The sequence below is a fragment of the Litorivivens sp. genome, assembly GCF_057445395.1.
This window is the reverse complement of record NZ_JBVBUV010000024.1, coordinates 29,436-47,947: the sequence shown is the minus strand read 5'-3', so window position 1 is coordinate 47,947 and position 18,512 is coordinate 29,436. Positions and strand designations below refer to the sequence as shown.

The 18,512-nt window shown below is 53.7% G+C and carries 16 protein-coding genes; 14 read left to right on the top strand and 2 right to left on the bottom strand.

The window, feature by feature from the left end:
• The first annotated feature begins 64 nt into the window (after nucleotides 1-64).
• Nucleotides 65-634, top strand: coding sequence for a chalcone isomerase family protein (locus tag AC222A_RS09210; RefSeq protein WP_372759112.1), 570 nt, complete (start codon nucleotides 65-67; stop codon nucleotides 632-634).
• A gap of 190 nt (nucleotides 635-824) precedes the next feature.
• The gene (locus AC222A_RS09205) at nucleotides 825-1,820 is read left to right on the top strand and encodes a hypothetical protein (protein ID WP_372759111.1); all 996 of its coding nucleotides are present in this window, start codon (nucleotides 825-827) and stop codon (nucleotides 1,818-1,820) included.
• A gap of 19 nt (nucleotides 1,821-1,839) precedes the next feature.
• On the opposite strand, the gene AC222A_RS09200 is transcribed toward AC222A_RS09205, so the two are convergent.
• A complete protein-coding gene (locus tag AC222A_RS09200; RefSeq protein WP_372749153.1) occupies nucleotides 1,840-2,016 on the bottom strand; it encodes a carbon storage regulator in 177 nt (58 codons plus the stop codon).
• Nucleotides 2,017-2,285: 269 nt separating this feature from the next.
• On the opposite strand from AC222A_RS09200, the gene AC222A_RS09195 reads away from it, so the two are divergent.
• The 5 genes from AC222A_RS09195 (at nucleotide 2,286) to AC222A_RS09175 (ending at nucleotide 8,340) form a co-directional block, all read left to right on the top strand.
• Nucleotides 2,286-2,726 carry a response regulator gene (locus tag AC222A_RS09195; protein ID WP_486774884.1) on the top strand — a complete coding sequence of 147 codons (441 nt, stop codon included), beginning with the start codon at nucleotides 2,286-2,288 and terminating at the stop codon, nucleotides 2,724-2,726.
• 159 nt (nucleotides 2,727-2,885) lie between these two features.
• Nucleotides 2,886-4,094 carry an acetyl-CoA C-acetyltransferase gene (locus AC222A_RS09190; protein ID WP_372749155.1) on the top strand — a complete coding sequence of 403 codons (1,209 nt, stop codon included), beginning with the start codon at nucleotides 2,886-2,888 and terminating at the stop codon, nucleotides 4,092-4,094.
• A 66-nt stretch (nucleotides 4,095-4,160) separates the two neighbouring features.
• On the top strand, nucleotides 4,161-6,305 hold the full coding sequence (locus tag AC222A_RS09185) for a 3-hydroxyacyl-CoA dehydrogenase NAD-binding domain-containing protein (protein ID WP_486774883.1): 2,145 nt from the start codon (nucleotides 4,161-4,163) through the stop codon (nucleotides 6,303-6,305).
• A gap of 72 nt (nucleotides 6,306-6,377) precedes the next feature.
• Nucleotides 6,378-7,547, top strand: a complete 1,170-nt coding sequence (locus tag AC222A_RS09180; RefSeq protein ID WP_372809979.1) for an acyl-CoA dehydrogenase family protein — start codon at nucleotides 6,378-6,380, stop codon at nucleotides 7,545-7,547.
• A gap of 10 nt (nucleotides 7,548-7,557) precedes the next feature.
• Nucleotides 7,558-8,340 carry an enoyl-CoA hydratase/isomerase family protein gene (locus AC222A_RS09175; RefSeq protein ID WP_372782933.1) on the top strand — a complete coding sequence of 261 codons (783 nt, stop codon included), beginning with the start codon at nucleotides 7,558-7,560 and terminating at the stop codon, nucleotides 8,338-8,340.
• 178 nt (nucleotides 8,341-8,518) lie between these two features.
• Here AC222A_RS09175 and AC222A_RS09170 read toward each other — a convergent pair whose 3' ends face one another.
• Nucleotides 8,519-8,707, bottom strand: coding sequence for a hypothetical protein (locus AC222A_RS09170; protein WP_372782931.1), 189 nt, complete (start codon nucleotides 8,705-8,707; stop codon nucleotides 8,519-8,521).
• Nucleotides 8,708-9,014: 307 nt separating this feature from the next.
• On the opposite strand from AC222A_RS09170, the gene AC222A_RS09165 reads away from it, so the two are divergent.
• The 7 genes from AC222A_RS09165 (at nucleotide 9,015) to AC222A_RS09135 (ending at nucleotide 18,391) form a co-directional block, all read left to right on the top strand.
• Nucleotides 9,015-9,443, top strand: a complete 429-nt coding sequence (locus AC222A_RS09165; RefSeq protein WP_372782929.1) for a c-type cytochrome — start codon at nucleotides 9,015-9,017, stop codon at nucleotides 9,441-9,443.
• A gap of 214 nt (nucleotides 9,444-9,657) precedes the next feature.
• Nucleotides 9,658-11,607, top strand: a complete 1,950-nt coding sequence (locus AC222A_RS09160) for a PKD domain-containing protein (protein ID WP_486774882.1) — start codon at nucleotides 9,658-9,660, stop codon at nucleotides 11,605-11,607.
• Between the two features lie 235 nt (nucleotides 11,608-11,842).
• Entirely contained in the window at nucleotides 11,843-12,688 is an 846-nt protein-coding gene (locus AC222A_RS09155; protein WP_486774881.1) for an HDOD domain-containing protein, read from the top strand.
• Nucleotides 12,689-12,776: 88 nt separating this feature from the next.
• Nucleotides 12,777-13,460: a c-type cytochrome gene (locus AC222A_RS09150; RefSeq protein WP_486774880.1), complete on the top strand. Its 684-nt coding sequence runs from the start codon at nucleotides 12,777-12,779 to the stop codon at nucleotides 13,458-13,460.
• Nucleotides 13,457-14,629, top strand: a complete 1,173-nt coding sequence (locus tag AC222A_RS09145; protein ID WP_372748132.1) for a cytochrome-c peroxidase — start codon at nucleotides 13,457-13,459, stop codon at nucleotides 14,627-14,629. The genes AC222A_RS09150 and AC222A_RS09145 overlap by 4 nt, the downstream gene beginning before the upstream one ends.
• On the top strand, nucleotides 14,626-16,071 hold the full coding sequence (locus AC222A_RS09140; RefSeq protein ID WP_372748131.1) for a parallel beta-helix domain-containing protein: 1,446 nt from the start codon (nucleotides 14,626-14,628) through the stop codon (nucleotides 16,069-16,071). Before AC222A_RS09145 ends, AC222A_RS09140 begins: the two co-directional genes overlap by 4 nt.
• Before the next feature lie 55 nt (nucleotides 16,072-16,126).
• Nucleotides 16,127-18,391 (top strand): TonB-dependent receptor, encoded by a 2,265-nt coding sequence (locus AC222A_RS09135; RefSeq protein WP_486774879.1) that lies wholly within the window; start codon nucleotides 16,127-16,129, stop codon nucleotides 18,389-18,391.
• The last annotated feature ends 121 nt before the right edge of the window (nucleotides 18,392-18,512 follow it).

The window sequence follows — 18,512 nt, the reverse complement described above, 5'->3', positions numbered from 1 at the left end:
GGTGCTAATTTAATCTTTTTCATGCGAAATTGCGTATGAACTGCAGGTTAAAATGGAGAGCGGTATGCGTTCGATGCTGAGAGTTTTGACAGGGTTATGTGGCGTGCTATTGGCGGCGACGATACATGCTGCCCCTTTCGGTGAGACAGTAACCGTGGGCGAACAGACTCTTTCAAAGGTGGCACAAGCGCGCTACTCGCTGTTGTGGAAGCGAATTACAGATGTGGCGCTCTATGTTGATCCGGCACAGGTGAAGCCAGACTCCATTCTCGAGGCCGATTACGCGAAATATTTGACCATAGAATATGGTGTGCCGGTCAGTGCTGAGCGGTTTGAAAAAATGTCTCGCGATCTGCTGGTTGAACACTGGCCAGAAGAAGTGCTGGCGCGGCACCGTGCCGCTATTGATACGTTCTGCGATTGGCTCGAAGGGGTAAAGCCTGGAGACAGGTATGCCGTGTACTGGTTACCTTCGCAGGGCTTGACGTTGGCTCTGAATGATCGGCCGCTTGGGTCTCTGAGTGGCGATCCTCAGGGCGCGGCCATTGTGTTGAGCCTCTGGTTGGGGCAGGCCGCCGTCAGCGAGGCGCAGCGTGATTCTCTACTGCAGGCCTGGCGTACCGCTTCCTTATAGCAGGTCCCTTTACTAGGTTGCCGTCGTTTCCAGCGAGCTGTGCCGTTAGATAGGATTGACCAATAGCGGTGCGCTGTATAACCATCTATAGTAGGTAAAAAAAGCTGGTGGCAGGAAAGTATTGTCTAGTTCATGGGGAAATCATGCGTCCGCGACCGGGCTGGTATGGGTGCTGCTATGCACAGTGTGTATGCTGGCTCCGCCTGCGATACATGCGAAGGAGCTGACGCCAGTCACCGAGAGCGATGAGATTGATTTTGGTGCACCTCAGCGAGATAAGACGAAAAAGACCGAAAGCAGTCAGCCCAATCTTATAGTGCGCAGCTTGCAGCAGATGGAAATTCAGCGTGACTGGATTTCTAAAGGCTACGTCAAAATGTGGCGCGGCCTGGATAACTATTTTTCAGACGGTGCCTCTTATGAGTCGGAAAACCACAGTGAGCTGCGTCTTGAGCTGAAACAAACTTGGGCAGCTGAAGGCGATATCGGCAGCGATGCCAAGCTGCGCGTGCGTGTGGATCTACCCAATACTGAGCACAAGCTCAAACTGTTTTTCAGCTCCGATGAAGATAGTGATGCCGAGGAGCGAGTGCGCTCGGTTTCCAAGGGGGAGCGGATTGAAAAGGACAATTCTGTTTCCGGTCTCGAATTCTTCCCTGACGACAAAGAGCGCAAGTGGAAGCGTAAGTTTAGCGGTGGCGTGCGCTTGCGCTCGTCGCTGGTGCCTTATGTGAAATTCAGGATCAAGCGCGAGTGGGGCGAAGAGGACGGTGAAGGTTGGTATCGTCAGTTTCGACAGCAGGTTGAGTACTTTGACGACGACGAGCGCTGGAGCGAATCTACCGAATTTACCATGTCGCGGCCCTTTGGCGAGGTCTATATCTTCAATGCTTGGGTTGAGGCCGAGTATAAAGACCCGTTGAATGTATTCGAATTTGCCAATGTCTATACGCTGACACGCATCTTGTCTGAGCGCTCGGCACTGCATTATCGCATCGGCGGTATTGGTGCGAGCCAGCCCGTGCCTCGCCTCAACGGTGTGTTTTACGGCTTAAGTTGGCAGTTCCAACTCTACGAAGACTGGGTTTTCCTGGGGCTCTCGCCAGAGGTATTTTATCCGCGAGAAGAAAACTGGGGCGCGGAGCCCACGATCACAGCCAATCTCGAGATATTTTTCGCGGAGTAAAAAGGGGGCGGGACGTGGATCAGTCCCGGGGTTTGGAATCGTCGGCCCGCTTTTCCAGTTCTGCGCGCAATACGGTGACTTCACGTGGTGCTTCGATACCAACGCGGACGTTTTTGCCATTCACAGATACAATGGTAATGCTGATATCATCACCGATGGTGAATACCTGCCCTGGCGTTCTATTCAAAACAAGCATAACTTCTCCCTACGCGGGCCGCCATTTCAGCCACGATCTATACAAAAGAGCTGGAATTCTACCCCACTTGTTCAGAAATAGCATGGTTCGGTTGGGCCTAATTGTAATTAATAGGTCACAGTATGGCTGGCTATTCTTCGCCAGCCTTGATGACGTGCCATACCCCATCCGGAAAAATACCTATAGTGTTTAGCCGCTGAAGAAGCGGTAATAGGCGGAGGTAAATCAATATAGCGAGGCTGGGAGCAAAACTCGCCAGGGCGCAGGTTTTGACATATTCCACTATGGACAGCAACTTTCTGGTTTTGATGACCGCCGACTGTCTCAGCGACATCGTTGTGATCAATCGCGTGCTCGGAAAGCGCATTCCCGGATTTCGCGAAATCTGGGTGAATGACGGTGAGGAGCTGCTGGACTATTTGGAGCGTGTTGGCAAATTTACCGATCCGCTTTCGAGCCCGGAGCCTAACTTGGTTTTGTTGGCAGATAGCCAGTCTGCGACATCGGGTTTGCGCACGCTTCGTCTTGCGGCGCGCCGAGGGTACCCGCGTCGCATCCCCTTTATTTTCCTGTCAGAAAATGCCGCCGAAGACGATGAGCGGTTTGCCCAGCAACTCGGCGCCAGATTCCTGCTTCCCCAGCCAATCGATAAACTTCGCTTTGACGACCAGCTATCGGCCCTGAAAGAGCTGCGCCGCCGCGCCGCCTGAGCCGGTATTTGTGCAACTTGTCCGCTAGTCTCAGGTCCGTGCAGCGTCCGCCCAAGCCAATCTATCTGTAACAAACTGTCAATCGGCTGTCATTGCGCGTCATTGGCAGTTGTACGCTGACGAGTAATTCTACGGCCAGTTAACTGACCGGAGAATACAATGAGTCATTCCGCTTTCATTTTCGATGCGGTTCGCACACCGCGCAGTAAGGGTAAGAAAGACGGCACACTGCACGAAGTTAAACCAGTGGATTTGCTCGCTGGCTTGCTCAATGGCCTAAAGGACCGCTACGAGCTGGATACCGCCAAGGTTGATGACGTGGTGATGGGCTGCGTGGTGCCGGTAGGTGAGCAGGGTGCCTGCGTAGCCAAAACGGCGGTTTTGAAGGCTGGTTGGGACGAATCCGTGGCAGGCGTGCAACTGGATCGATTTTGCGCCTCCGGTCTTGAGGCGGTGAACATCGCAGCCCAGAAAATTGCGTCGGGCTGGGAACACCTGGTGGTTGCCGGTGGCGTGGAATGCATGTCGCGGGTACCTATGGGTGTCAACGGGGGTGCCTGGGGCGAAGATCCAGCAACGGCGATTGACACAGCGTTTGTTCCTCAGGGCATTGGCGCAGACCTCATCGCAACACTTGATGGCTACAGCCGCGCAGACGTCGATGCTTTTGCTGCAGAGTCCCAGCGTAAGGCTGCTGCGGCGCGTGAGGCGGGATATTTTGACCGCTCGGTGATGCCGGTGCGTGACGACAACGGCCTGGTCATTCTAGAAAAAGACGACTTTATCAAGCCTGCAACAACCGTTGAGAGCCTGGCGGGGCTGAAACCTTCTTTCGAGTTTCTGGGGTCGTTGGGTTACGACGATATCGCCCTGAGCAAGTACCCTCAAGTGGAAAAGATCAATCACGTACACCATGCTGGCAACTCTTCCGGCATCGTCGATGGTGCCGCAGCGGTGTTGATCGGCAGCGAAACAATAGGCAAGCAGTTGGGACTCACCCCGCGTGGCCGTATTGTGGCCACGGCGGTAACCAGCACCGAACCCACCATCATGCTGACCGGGCCGGCACCGGCTGCGTTCAAAGTGCTTGAGCGTGCAGGTATGTCGCTTGACGATATTGACCTGTTCGAAGTTAACGAAGCATTCGCCTCGGTACCTATGCGCTTTCAGAAGGCCACTGGCGTTCCGTTTGAAAAGATCAATGTAAACGGTGGTGCTATTGCTATGGGCCATCCGCTGGGTGCAACGGGCGCCATGCTTACCGGTACCTGTCTGGACGAGCTGGAGCGCCGTGGGTTGCGCTATGGCCTGATCACCCTGTGTGTTGGTGGTGGTATGGGGATTGCGACCATTATCGAGCGAGTTTGAGGCTTGCCCCGTCCCACGCACTGCAGATTAGATGCAAACGACATAACCGAATAGCAGGACAGAACAATGACTGGACAATTTCACTACGAAAAAGACAGCGACAGTATCGTAACCATCACCATGGACATGAGCGGTCCGGTGAATGCGATGAACGACGAGTACATTGAGTTAATGAGCGCCACGATCGAGCGCCTGGAAAAGGAGCGCGATAGTATTGCCGGCGTGGTGCTCACCTCTGCCAAGAAAACATTCTTCGCCGGTGGCGATATCAAGAATATGCTTAAGGCCCAGCCTGGCGAGGAAGAGGCACTCTTCGTCATGTGCGAAGACATCAAAGCCATGCTGGCGCGACTTGAAACTTTGGGTAAACCCGTGGTCGCCGCAATTAACGGCGCTGCGCTTGGTGGCGGCTATGAAATCTGTCTGGCCTGTCATCACCGTGTGGCACTGAACACACCTGCAGTGCAGATGGGCCTGCCAGAAGTGAGTTTGGGTCTGCTACCGGGTGGCGGCGGTATAGTTCGCTTGGTGAGCAAGCTCGGTGTTGAAAAGGCCATCATGCCCTTGCTGGAAGGCACGCGATTTAACGCGTCCAAAGCGCAGGCTGCTGGTCTGATCGAAGAATTGGCAGACTCACCTGAAGACATGATCACAAAAGCCAAGGCATGGGTGAAGGCCAATCCCGAGGCCAGTAACCCCTGGCATCAGAAGGGCTTTAAAATTCCGGGTGGCGATATGCGCAACCCTAAGGTGGCGCAAATGGTGCAAGGTGCCATCCCCATGCTGATGCAGAAAACCCGTGGGCTGGTGCCCGCCCCGGCGCGCATCCTCGATGTGGTGGCCAATACCCTGAGAGTCGATTTTAACACTGCCATGCGCATTGAAAGCCGCGGTTTGGCGGCGCTGGTCACTACCCCTCAGGCGAAAAACCTCATGACCTTTTTTATGCAGATGAATCAGGTTAATGGCGGCGGAAGTCGGCCTAAGGGCATTGCTAAAAGCGCGGTTAAAAAGGTCGGTATTCTGGGGGCGGGCATGATGGGGCAGGGCATTGCTTATGTGTCGGCCAAAGCTGGTATTGAAGTGGTGTTGAAAGACATTAGTCAGGATGCCGCAGATAAAGGCAAGGCTTACAGTGAAAAGCTGTTGGATAAGGCGGTTTCGAAAGGTCGCATGACCGAAGACAAGAAGGCGGGCATTCTCGCTCTGATCAAGGCCACGGCCAATGCGGAGGACCTCAAGGGTTGCGACCTGATAATTGAGGCTGTGTTCGAAAATGTGGATCTCAAGCATCAGATGACACGCGAGCTGGAGCCGCAGCTTGCCGAAAACGGCGTGTGGGGTTCTAACACCTCAACCCTGCCGATAACGTTGTTAGCTGAACCGTCCGAAAAGCCGGAAAACTTTATTGGCATCCACTTCTTCTCGCCTGTGGACAAGATGCCGCTGGTGGAAATCATCGTAGGCGAAAAAACCTCAGATGAAACACTGGCCCGAGCCTTTGACTACGCACAGCAAATCAAGAAAACCCCCATCGTCGTAAACGATTCCCGTGGTTTCTTTACCTCACGTGTGTTTGGCACCTATATCGACGAAGGCGCATTGCTGCTGGAAGAAGGGCTAGCTCCGGCCTTGATTGAGAATCTTGGTAAGGCCATTGGTATGCCGGTAGGACCCTTGGCGGTGCAGGACGAAGTAAGTCAGCAGCTTACGGTAAAAGCCAACGAAACCAATCGCGAATTAGACAAGCGTCTGGGCCAAGAGATCGGTTCCGCCAATGCAGGCTACCGCCTGGCAAAGAAAATGATCGACGAATACGGTCGCGGTGGGCGGGCTCACGGTGGGGGCTATTACCAGTATCCGGAAGGTGGGGCCAAGCATTTGTGGCCGGAGGTAAATAACTGGTTCTACGACGCGTCGGTTGAGTTGCCTCAGCAGGATATCAAAGACCGTTTGTTGTTTCGGCAGATCGTTGAATCACTGCGCTGTTTCGAAGAGGGCGTAATGAACAATGTGCCCGATTCCAATATTGGCTCCATTATGGGTATTGGCTTTCCACCCCATACCGGCGGGGTCTTCCAGTTCATCAATACCTATGGGCTGAAACAGTTTGTGGATCGCTGCAATGAGCTGAGTAAAAAGTATGGTGAGCGTTTCTCGCCGCCGCAACTGCTGCTCGACAAAGCCAAAAACGACGAGCTGTTTGTCTGAAATCACACCGACGACGATTCACGCGAGCCGCCCTTTGGGCGGTTCTGCGCACGCCTATGCGGAGATAAGAATATGCTAAAGCGCAACTTCACCGAAGAGCAGAACATGTTTCGAGGTGCTTACCGGAAATTCCTTGAGAAGGAAATTGCCCCGCACGTTGAACGCTGGCGTGAACAGGGAATTGTTGACCGTGAAGCCTTTACCAAAGCTGGGGAGCAGGGCTTTCTGATGATCTGGCCGGAGGAGCAGTACGGTGGAATGGGGGATGATGATTTTCGATTTGAGCAAATCATTATTGAAGAAACCGCCAATGTATATGCTGGTGACTGGACCAATACGCTGCACAGCCGATTGGTAGGGCCTTACTTGTCGCGCTTTGGTAGCGACGAGCAGAAGGCTCGCTTTCTACCCAAGTGTGTTACTGGGGAATGCATTCTGGCGGTCGCCATGACTGAGCCGGATGCGGGTTCGGATCTTGCCGGTATGCGCGCGACCGCAAAAGATATGGGTGATCACTGGCTGTTAAACGGCGCCAAAACCTATATCAGCAACGGTATCAATGCCGATCTTGTGGTCGTGGCCGCCAAGACAGACCCGGACAACAATCCGCATGCCATGGGGCTGTTTCTGGTGGAGCGCGGAATGGAAGGTTTTGAGCGAGGCCGCAACCTGAAAAAAATGGGTATGAAAGCCCAAGACACCGCCGAACTGTTTTTTAACGATGTGAAAGTGCCGAAAGAAAATGTACTGGGCGACCCGACCCTGGGTTTTGTCTATCTCATGCAAGGTTTGGCAGAAGAGCGTTTGATTGGCGCCTGCGGTTTTATTGCCTCAGCGCAGAAGGCGTTTGAGGTAACGCGGGAGTTTGTGATGGAGCGGAAGGTGTTTGGTAAGCCCTTGTCTTATATGCAGAACACCCAATTCAAGATGGCCGAGCTGCGCACGGAAATAGATGTGGCCCAAGCCCATGTTGATGCCTGTGTCGCCGCGCACAACGCCGGCGAATTAACCGTTGAAGATGCGGCCAAGGCCAAACTCTATACCAGCGAAGTGCTGTGCCGAATGGTGGATGAAGGCGTGCAGCTGCACGGCGGCGCAGGCTATATGGACGAGTACCCCATTTCCCGGATGTATACCGACGCACGTATTACCCGCATTTTTGCCGGCACTTCTGAGGTGATGAAACTGATCGTCGGGCGCGACATCTTTTCAGAAAACTTTGTGCCTTATATCGACCGCTAGGAGGCTGGCCATGTCTGGTTATGACACCCTGCAGTATTCTGTTGATGGGCATGTGGCAACGATTCTGCTGAATCGACCAGAAACGCTGAACGCCTTTACAGTGCAAATGCGCAAAGAGCTGCTGTCAGCCTTAATGGCTGTGGATGAAGATGCCGATGTACGCACGGTCATATTGGGCTCCACCGGCAAGGCTTTCTCTTCCGGTGCAGATTTGGCAGAAGGGCTGGGCGAGCAGAAAACTGTCGAAGACCAGCTGATGAAGGAGTATGCGCCCATACTGGCTGCGATGGCCGAGCTCAAAAAGCCAATTATCGCGGCTGTGCCGGGAGTAATGGCTGGAATTGGTGCGGCTTTTGCGATGAACTGCGATCTGGTGGTGATGGCCGATACCGGTAGCTTGCTGATGGCCTTTACCAATATCGCATTAGTCCCCGACGGCGGCGCCAGTTGGCAGCTTCTGCGCCATCTAGGCTACCAGAGGGCATTTCAACTGATTGCCGAAGGCGGTCGTCTCAGCGCCCACGAATGCCTAGAGGCAGGCATTGCCAACAAGCTGGTGCCGGCAGGCAGCTTGATGGACGAATCGCACAAGTGGGCCGCTGAGCTGGCACAGCGAGCCCCTGTGGCGTTGCGGGAAGTGAAGCAGCTGTTGCGCAGCGCAAGCAGCCTCACTTATGCCGAGACAATTGCATTAGAGGCGAAAACCCAAAATATCTGCTTGGCCACCGAGGATGCTACGGAAGCTGTGCAGGCCTTTATGGACAAACGCCCGGCGGTATTCCAGGGGCGATAACAGTGAGTCTAACGCCTGAGTGAAATTTGGCTGATAGACCAGTGTATTTGACGTTTCCCAGAACCCCGCGATAGGTGCTTTTGGCCGCTCCCCCGTCCAGGGTTGCCTGCGCGGCTATCGCTACACATAGCAATAGCCGTCAAAACCTATATCAATCGCAGTGCGGTCAAAGCGTTTTTTACTGGTTGATAACCGGTAATTCCATTAGCTCGGCATCGCCAGGCAGGTCGATGGCGGCAATTTCAATGTTTTCATTAGCTCTAACGGCGCCTGTTACGACCACTTCTTCGATCTGTCGTACAGCGTCGTCGGCGACGCTTACGCTGGTGGCTACAGTCAGGGCTATCAATGCAATCATGCGGTTCATGGAATATCTCTCCCGGCTTTTGGAAATTCTGTGGGCGCTATTCTCACCGCTAATTGTGACGGGCGTATGACAATTCCTTTCCTCTCATTTTATGGCATGTGGTTACCGGAAGGGTGTTCGCGTCTTTTGACGGTGATATTGAGTTGCTGGGTAATAGCGAGCGTTGGGTCGATGTCATCGCGGCTGTTGTGCTGAGATCTGACGGGCATCTATTTGCGGGTGGCCTACCGGAGGCGGAGCCGCTATAATTCGCGTCCAGTTTTCCCAAGGCGGCGCCATTCCCGCCACATCATTGAGGACGGTACTAGTGAAAAAGGCAGTGAGTGTTAATCTGGCGGCGATTTTTGTGCTTCTGGCAGGTTTTAGTGCATCGGTATGGGCGCTCACCGACCAACAGCGCGCCGAAATGGAAGAGCGTATCAAGCCGGCCGGGCAAGTATGTCTGGAAGGTGACAGTAGCTGTGGCAGCGCCTCTGCGTCCAGTGACGGAGTGGGTAAATCCGGCGAAGAAATATACAGCACCTATTGTCTGGCGTGTCACACTACAGGTGCAGGTGGCGCCCCCAAGATTGGTGATAAGGCCGCTTGGGCCGATCGCATGAGTAAGGGTATTGGTGAAGTTTACGCTAACGCCATAAATGGCATTAACGGTATGCCGCCAAAGGGAACCTGTATGAGCTGCTCTGATGGCGAAATTGAGGCGACAGTCGACTATATTATTGAAAACAGTAAGTAAAATAGCCTGTTTTTTTAAAAGCCGCGCCCGTCGCGGCTTTTTTTTTGCCTACCACACCTGCTTTGCCAAAATGAGACGAGGCCTTCAATCTTCGCGTTGTCTTACATGAGCTTTGTAAGTACACTTTTTCTCATAATACCTAAATTGTGTAATGACGGCTCGCGCCATGGACTGAGCCGGTGCGTACTATTTCAAGGATGTCAGGTACTTAACGATGTATAAAAAACTCCTCGTGCTCTCCCTAGGGGCGGTTCTTGCCGCGTGTAATTCAGGTTCAAGCTCATCGAGAGGCGGCGGCACTGCCAGCGAGCCTCCGCTGACCGAAGGCCGTCTGATTGACAGTCCGGTAGCCGGGTTGGTCTATGAGACTAACTCTCTGGTGCCGGTGACTACGGACTCAAACGGTACATTTGAGTACCGCGTTGGTGAAGAAGTGCGTTTTCTGCTCGGCGAGCAGGTTTTGGGTAAGTCACCAGGTAAGGAACTGCTTACTCTACTGGATATCGTGCCGGGGGCACGAGAGGCTCGAGATGCTGAAGCCACGCTTGAAGACGTATATAACCAATTTCCCCAAATACTGAACATCGCCCGCTTGTTGCAGAGCCTGGATATAGATCGTGATCCTACGAACGGATTGAGCATTCCGATTGAGGCTCAGCGTATTGCGGAAACGTATGGCAATATCGATTTCTCATCAGCTGATCTTTATGCAGATGAGGCCAGTACCGGCTATAAATTTGTCTGTGACGTGCTCAAGAGCCGGGCAGCTGGCACTCAGAAAAATTCAGCCTGCGATGGCGACATTATTGTATCCAGAGCTGATGCTGCAGCCGAGGTGACGGCCACTGAAAACGCTCGTGATTCTGGAGAGCCCATAAATAAACTGCCGGTCGTATCGGCGGGGCGTGACCAGATTGTAGCGGAGACTCGGGCAGTGGAATTGCTAGGTAGTGCTTCGGATCCGGATGGCAATGGTGTCTTTGATTCGATAGCTTGGCGTCAGAGTGATCGCAATGGGGTGGCGCTGGATAACCCGACAGTTACGATTAGGGATTCTGACAAGCTCGTCGCCTCTTTTGATGCGCCGGAAGTGTCGCAGGATATAAATCTGTATTTCACCCTCTCGGTGGTCGATAGTCGGGGAGGTAAAGGCTCAGATACGGTAGCGATTTTGGTCGCCGATGATACAGATCTGGATCCAGTTGCAAACGCGGGTCCGGATCAGCGCGTGGGGCCCGGTGCCGTCGTTACCCTGGACGGGTCGTTGTCTGACGATGATCTTGATGGGAATGATCTGGCCTATTCCTGGGCGCAGGTCGGCGGTGAAAATGTAGAGCTGACCGGAGCGGATACCCGCTCACCGACGTTTACAGCACCGTCACCTGAAAACAACGCCGTGCTGATTTTTCAGCTGACGGTTACTGACTCAGCGGGGCAAAGCGATAGCGACACTGTCCAAATCGATATTCAGGTAAACCCTGGCTTAAATCCACCCACCGTTGATGCGGGCAATGATCAAAACGCTGTTTCGGGCGAAGTGGTGGTGCTGGATGGCAGCGCATCGGATCAGGATGGTGATCCACTGACTTACACGTGGACACAGGTTGGTGCTACTGACGAGACGAGAGTAACGATTTCGGATGCCGATTCGCCGCAAGCTTCCTTTACTGCTCCTGACGTAGATCAAACTACGGAGTTAACATTTAGTCTCACGGTTTCTGATGGCCTTTCCTCTCGATCCGACCAAACGAAAGTCACTGTAGTGCCCGCTCCTAGCTGCAGTATCGAAGATCCGGCCACGTATAGTCTGTGCTTTGAGGCATGTTCCGATCAAAACCCTGAAACGGCTTGCCTTGTCCCAATAGAAGGTGATCCTGCAGCCGTTTTTGACCAGCTCGATGCCTGTGCGGACCGTGATCCTGCAACAGTCTGTCCGCTGCCGGTAGAACAGCAGCCGGGCGGTGGTGATCCGGTGGCATGTGACTCCACTAATCCGGAAACTTACGGCCAGTGTTTTGCAGACTGCACTGATCAGGATGTATCTACGGCCTGCCCGTTGCCGATCGAAGGCAATCAGGCTTCTCCGGAAACCGTACTTGAGCAGCTCAATGCCTGTGCCGATGGTGATCCTGCAACAGCCTGTTTGCTGCCTATAGAGGGCTAGCTTGGATTGTCCCCCGCCTGCTGAGCGTGTCATGTAGTGGTGTAGTGGCGGTTTTAGCTGGCAATCTTTGAGAAAGCCGCTAATTAGCGGCTTTTTTGTTTATCAAATAGTTAAATCTTTGTGTGTGGCATTAGGGCTAGCCCGTATTGCCATTTGATTCGCTGAGAGTGACAGTGGAGTTTTAGTTGTCGCAGGGTACGGACTAATTAGCGAACGATCCCATGAGAGTGGCAGCTTGAGCGCTGTTCGACGTGAGTTTTTTGCGCGAATTTTGAGGGCACTTAAGGACGGCACGCTCGAGTTGCCCAGCTTGCCCGACATAGCACTGGAAGTGCGATCGATAGCGCTTGAACGCAATTTGGCTCTGAACGAGCTAGTACAAGTGATCCAGCAGGATCCTGGCTTGAGCGCCTATTTGATCAAAATAGGGAACAGCGCACAGTATAATCGCGGGCGTGTGGTTTCTTCTTTAACGACGGCGTTGACGCGGCTTGGCATTGATGCCACCCGTGATCTCACCGCAAGTTATGCCATCCGCACCCTGTTTTTTCTGAAAGAGCCCACTATCAAAGGGCATTTACGTGCGGTCTGGCAGCGTAGCGTCCACACCGCTGCTATGGCGCATGTAATGGCGCCGCGCTGTGGGTTTCCAACGGAAAAAGCCTTGTTGGCGGGGTTGATGCAAGATATAGGAGCACTGCCAATTCTGGCGCAGCTCCAACACTTTCCCGATCTTGCAGCCGATTCCGCCAGTGTTCAGGAATTACTGCAACAGTTTGCCGGGAAAGTAAGCGGATTAATCCTGAATGCTTGGGGCTTCGAGCCCGCCATGGTTGTCGTCGGACTTGATCGCGAAGCATGGCTGCGGGACAGGCAGCCAGCTCCCGAGCTCGCCGATCTGATTCTGGTTGCCCGCTACCACACCTATATCGGACAACCCGGTTTTAAGGCATTGCCACCCTTGCCTGATATGCCCGCCTTTGCCAAGCTCGATCTTGGCGCTTTGGGGCCTGAACAGGGTCTGTTGTTTTTGAAGGAAGCCAAAGCCGAATTGGAAGCCCTCCGCCTAGCGTTGCAGTAGCGCCATGTTTTCGCTGTGCACTTGACCTGCAAACTGGGTTAGAATCTGAACGCTACCATGTCTACCCGCTTTGTCTCGGAGAAATATAATGATAATCAAGCGCTTGGCAGTGTTTGTCGCCGCACTTTTTCTGTTTGCATGCAGTGACGAACCTTCGATCACTGCCGATAGCCAGGAAGCCGCAAGCGATGCCAAGGCCGTGCTCGCACAGGCAAGTGCGAGTGATGGTAAGGCGCTATATATCGCTTGTCAGGCCTGTCACGGCCCAAAAGGCCAAGGCAATAGAGCGCTGAATGCGCCGTCGTTGGTCAATCAGAGTCCCTGGTACCTCAAGCGCCAAATGTTGGCCTTCATGGAAGGACGGCGCGGTGCGCACCCGGAGGATACTTTCGGGCAGCAAATGGCTGCTATCGCCAAAACCTTACCGGATCAGGCCGCGGTGGATGCATTGGTCGCCTATATAGATTCCCTCTCAGGCCACACTCCTGAGAGAACGGTAAAAGGCGATACTAAAAAAGGCGAAGATTACTACACCATGGTGTGCGGCTCTTGTCACGGGCCCAAAGCCGAGGGTAATGAGCTGCTGGATTCACCGGCGTTGGCCGGGATGGACGATTGGTACCTCGTTCGCCAGTTTGAACTCTTTCGTAAAGGAATACGCGGGGCCGACGACAAGTATGGTCGTCAGATGGTGATGATGGCGCCAGCCTTGCCAACCGATGAAGACGTAACCAACGTCGTCAGTTATATCCAGTCTCTCGCAGAGAAATGATGCGCCGCTTTTGGTTGAGTATGCTGGTTGCTGTCGCGCCGTGGGCGTCAGCGACAGACTGGCAGTTATCGGAACATTGCCCTGCGGGCTTTCAGTTGGATGAGGGCCGCTGCTATTTCGCATCGCTGTATTCCGACTATCGCTCGCTGCAGGATTCGGGCGTTGGAGGGTTGAAAACAGGTTTGCCGGAGATTCGGGACGGATTTTCGCCGCAACAGATTGATCTGGGACGTTTGCTTTTTTTTGATCCCTTACTGTCTGGTGATCAATCTATAGCCTGTTCTTCTTGCCATCAGCCCGACAAGGCTTTTACCGACGGCTTGCCGCTAAGTCGTGGTATTCACAACCGGCTGGCCGCTCGCTCAGCTCCAAGCCTTTGGAATGTCGGGTTTCTTAAGACGCTCTTTTGGGATGCGCGCGCCACCACGCTTGAGCAACAGGCAGAAGGCCCGTTGTATGCGGAACACGAGATGGGCAATACACCCGAACAATTGCTTTCAAGCCTTTCGCAGAATGCGATCTATCACGAACTGTTTGCGCAAGCGTTTCCCGGTATGGGGTTGTCGTTAGAGGCTGTCTATAGCGCGCTGGCAGCATTCGAGGCGTCATTGATTTCACTCAACAGCCGTTATGATCTCTATGCCCACGGCTTTCACAACGCGCTTAATGCACAAGAAATCGCGGGAATGAATATCTTTCGCTCGTTTGTTGCCCGCTGCGCCGAATGCCACACCCCGCCCCTGTTTACCAATCAGCAACTTGCGGTGCTGGGTACCCCTGAGCCTGAAGGCCGTGCGCTGGATATTGGTGCTGAGGGGCCAACAGGGGATCGTTCTTTGCGTGGCGGCTTTAAAGTGCCAAGTCTGCGTAATATAGAGTTAACCGCACCTTATATGCATTCTGGTCGTTTCAAGTCGTTGCGCGAAACCGTTGAGTTCTACACCAAGGGGCGGGGTCATGCGGTACCCGAGGGAGAGCACCTGAGTATCCACTGGCATATTTGGGAGCCTAAGCTCACGGATGCCGAGCTTGACCGGCTAGTAGATTTTCTTCGCACTCTTACAGATCAGAGTTTTATGCCCATTATTCCGGAGCGCGTGCCGTCAGGCTTACCTGTCGGCGGACAAACCCAACATCCTTCATCCCTCGCAATGGGAGATAAACCATGAAAAAAATAACGCTGCTGCTAAGCCTGCTTTTCTGCCTGCCGCTTTATGCTAAGGAGATAACAGTAAAAGACGGTGAGACCATACAGCAGGCCGTCAACAAGGCTGAATCGGGCGATGTCATTCTGATTCACCCCGGCACGTATCGTGAAAGTGTGTATATCGACAAGGACAACATCACGCTGCGGGGCGTTGTAAAGGAAGGTAAATGGCCATTGCTGGAGGGCGATCACAAGCTCAATGACGCCATTCTTTATTCCGGTAATGGCATCACAATTGAGTGGCTCAAGATTATGCATTACAAGGGTAATGCGATCATGGGGCAGTCCGGTAACAACTACGTGATTCGGAACAACTGGATTATCGATACCGGTGTTTACGGCATCTTCCCACAGTTCGGCAAGAATGGCTTGATTGAATACAACGTGTTGAGCGGCATTGAAGATGCGGCGATATACGTAGGTATGTGTGACAACGTAGATGTGCGCCACAACGAAGTTTTTAACAGTGTCGCAGGTATCGAGATTGAAAATACCCGTCATGCATTGGTAGAGAACAACTACGCACACAATAATACTGCGGGCATACTGGTGTTTATTACGCCGGGCCTGCCCATCAAAACTGCCTACGACATCATTGTGCGCAACAATTTTATCGTCGATAACAACACGCCGAACTTTGGTGCCCCAGGCTCAATCGTATCCAAAGTGCCCGTGGGTATTGGTGTCGTGGTGATGGCGGCTGACGATGTGAAGATTGAGGGCAATATCATTACTGGCAATAAAACCGCCGGCATCGTCATTACCGATCTGGCGTTTGTGACCGATGTCGCCAGTGACAAGGAAAGCGAGCCCAATCCGGACAACATCAAGGTGCTGGACAACCTGATGTTCAACAATGGCGCTGAACCGGTTGCCGAGGTCAAGGCTGCCATGCTGACCAAATTCAAGACCACTGGCCCGGACATTCTGGCCAATGTGGGCAGTGCCCAGGAACCGGACAACTGCATACTCAATGCCGAACGCTATACTTCCTTTGGTATTGGCAAGTGGAGCAAGTGCGAAATCACGACCACGGCAGACGTGACCACCTACCTGCTGCCGGAAGATGCCGCCCCTCGCACCATCGAAAGCGATGCCGACCGTGTGGCGCGTTTGTACAAAGGAATCTGTGCTGGTTGCCATGCCTACAACCTGCGTATGATTGGGCCTCCTACCATGGCTATTCAGGCGCAGTACTACGAAAACCCGCAGGGTATTGCCGACTACCTTGCCAATCCGGTGAAAAAGCGCCCGGACTTTCCACCGATGCCCTCGCAGGGGCATTTGTCCGAGGAATTGCGGCTGAAAGTGGCCGAGTACATGCTGTGTCTGTCACCGAAGAAACTTAAAGAAGTGGCCGCCGCTCAGGGGCAGGTCGCCAAGTGTGAAAAAATGGCCGACTAACGCAAGCCCGGGGCTGCCTCCGGGTTGAACAGCTGCTAAACGAGAGTAAAGAATAATGAAAAAAACGTCGCATCGATTAGCTCTCCCCCTGTTGGCTTTTACCGCCACGGCGGTGGCAAAAGACCTGGCGCTGGAGGAGGTGGTGGTGACCGCCCAGAAGCGGGAGCAGAACGCCCAGACCGTGCCGGTTACCGTGGACACGGTAACCTCGGCAGACATTGAAAACACGGGCGCCCTGATTCTGGAAGACATGCAGGATTATATTCCCGGCTTTCAGATTGGCAGCACCAAGGATGGTGAAGCGGGCGGCGGTATTACCCAGTCGCAGCTGGTCGTGCGCGGTGTGGAGGGCTCGAATATCAGCACCGGCGGCGACCCCTCGGTAGCGGCTTTTTACGACGAAGTTTATCTACCGCGCGCCGCCACAACGGTCGCCTTTTCCGATATGCAGCGTATTGAAGTGCTCAAGGGGCCGCAGGGTACCTTGTTTGGGCGCAATGCGGCGGCAGGTGTTGTTAGCATGATTCCCAATGCGCCGGGCGAGGAAACCGAAGGCATGCTCAGCGCGCGTATCGGCAACTACGGTCTGCGACGCTACGAAGCGATGGGCAATATCACGCTTGGTGGCGTTGCCTTCCGGGTTAACGCATTGACCAATACGCGCGAAGCGGTGATCGAAAACTTTGGCCCGTCGCCGAACGATCCGCGCGAGCAGGACAATCAGTCAGCGCGGCTGGCAGCGCGCTGGGATGCCAGCAACTGGCTGACCCTGCAACTGTCCTATGATTATGACAAGGTCGACAACGGACCCAAGGCAGCACTGGGTGTGCTCAACGATAGAACCCAATACCCCGACCCAACCGATCGCAAGCTCAATACCGACGTTATCGCAGGTCGCGAAACCCGTGATATGGATGCCTGGATCGCCAAGGCCTTTTTCGATATCAACGAACAGTGGGCGGGTAAGTTCATCACCAGTTACCGCCAGTTCGATACCTTCAACCTGCAGGACGAGGATGGTACCGGCGAGCACGAGGTATACGTTGATACGAACAATATCGAAGACTCTGATATTTTCTACAACGAACTGCAGTTCAATTTTACCGGTGACTTTCTCGACCTGGTTGTAGGGCTGAATTACAGCGACGAAGATACCTTTCAGCGTACCGATCTTACCTTCAGTACCGCTGCCGCTGTGTCGCTGGCGTCAGCGCAGGTGGGGATTCCGCCATCGCTGCTCAATTCGCTGATTGGCCCGGGCTACGAGGGCACCTTTGGCAGCGAAAGCATGCTGAACGAGGGTTCTTTCAAGAACTATGGCGTATACGGCGATGCGGATTTCACTTTGAGCGATCGCTGGAACGTCATAGTCGGGCTTCGTTATTCCAAGGATGAGAAAGAATTCAGCTGGCACGCGCCGCATTCGGACTTTGTGATCGCCCAATTGCTCGGTGAAAACCTTATCTTCAATACTGAAAACAACGAGCCGGAGTATGCCGCCGAAGAATGGAGCAAGGTGACCGGCCGGTTGGTGGCCAATTACCAGATGACCGAAGAGGCCATGACCTACCTGTCGTATTCCACCGGGTACAAGTCGGGTGGTTTTGACTCACTGAATCCGGGCAGCGGTCAGGCGCCGCTGGAGCCGGAAGAAGTGGTGAATATCGAGCTGGGTATCAAGGGCGACTTTTTCGACAAGCACCTGCGTACCCAAATTGCGCTGTTCTATATGGAGATAGAGGATCGGCAGGAATCCATCGAATCCCAGCAACCCGGTACCGGCGCGGCAGTTCCCACGGTGATCAATACCGACGAGGAATTTACCGGCACGGAAATCACCCTGGATTGGCTGATTTCAGACCAGCTGCGTACCGGCATTATCTACAGCTACCGGAAGCAGGAATCCCAGCGTGAAGCCCACTTCGATGCCCAGGCCGAATTCAAGGAAGCCGAGCAGCTGAATGTCACTGCTCCGCAGGACTACACCATTACCCTTGACTGGTCGCCAGTGCTGCCCTTTGGTTCCCTGTTGGTCCATCTGGATTATATTTTCAAAGACAACACCGACCCGGAAAACGAAGATCACGAAGACTTCTTCTATCAGGTTAACGGCTACGGCGAAGATTCCCGCGTGTTCAATGCCCGGGTCTTGTTTGTGCCCGGCGCGGGAAATTTTGAAGTGGCGCTGTGGGGCCGCAACCTGACGGGGGATGATGGCATTTCGCAGCCGGGTGGTCTCACTGGAGATCTGCTGGGCACCTACCACGTTGGTGTGCGAGATCCTCGCACTTACGGTGTGGACCTAAAATACGTGTTCTAGTTTTGGTTTGGACGTAAATCGCTCACTATACTGACGGTATGCGTCTTTCCAGTGCTGGCACGGCAAAGCCAAACTTGGCGTGGGTGGGTGCCGAGGTAGCGGCAACAAATAGTTAGTCTCT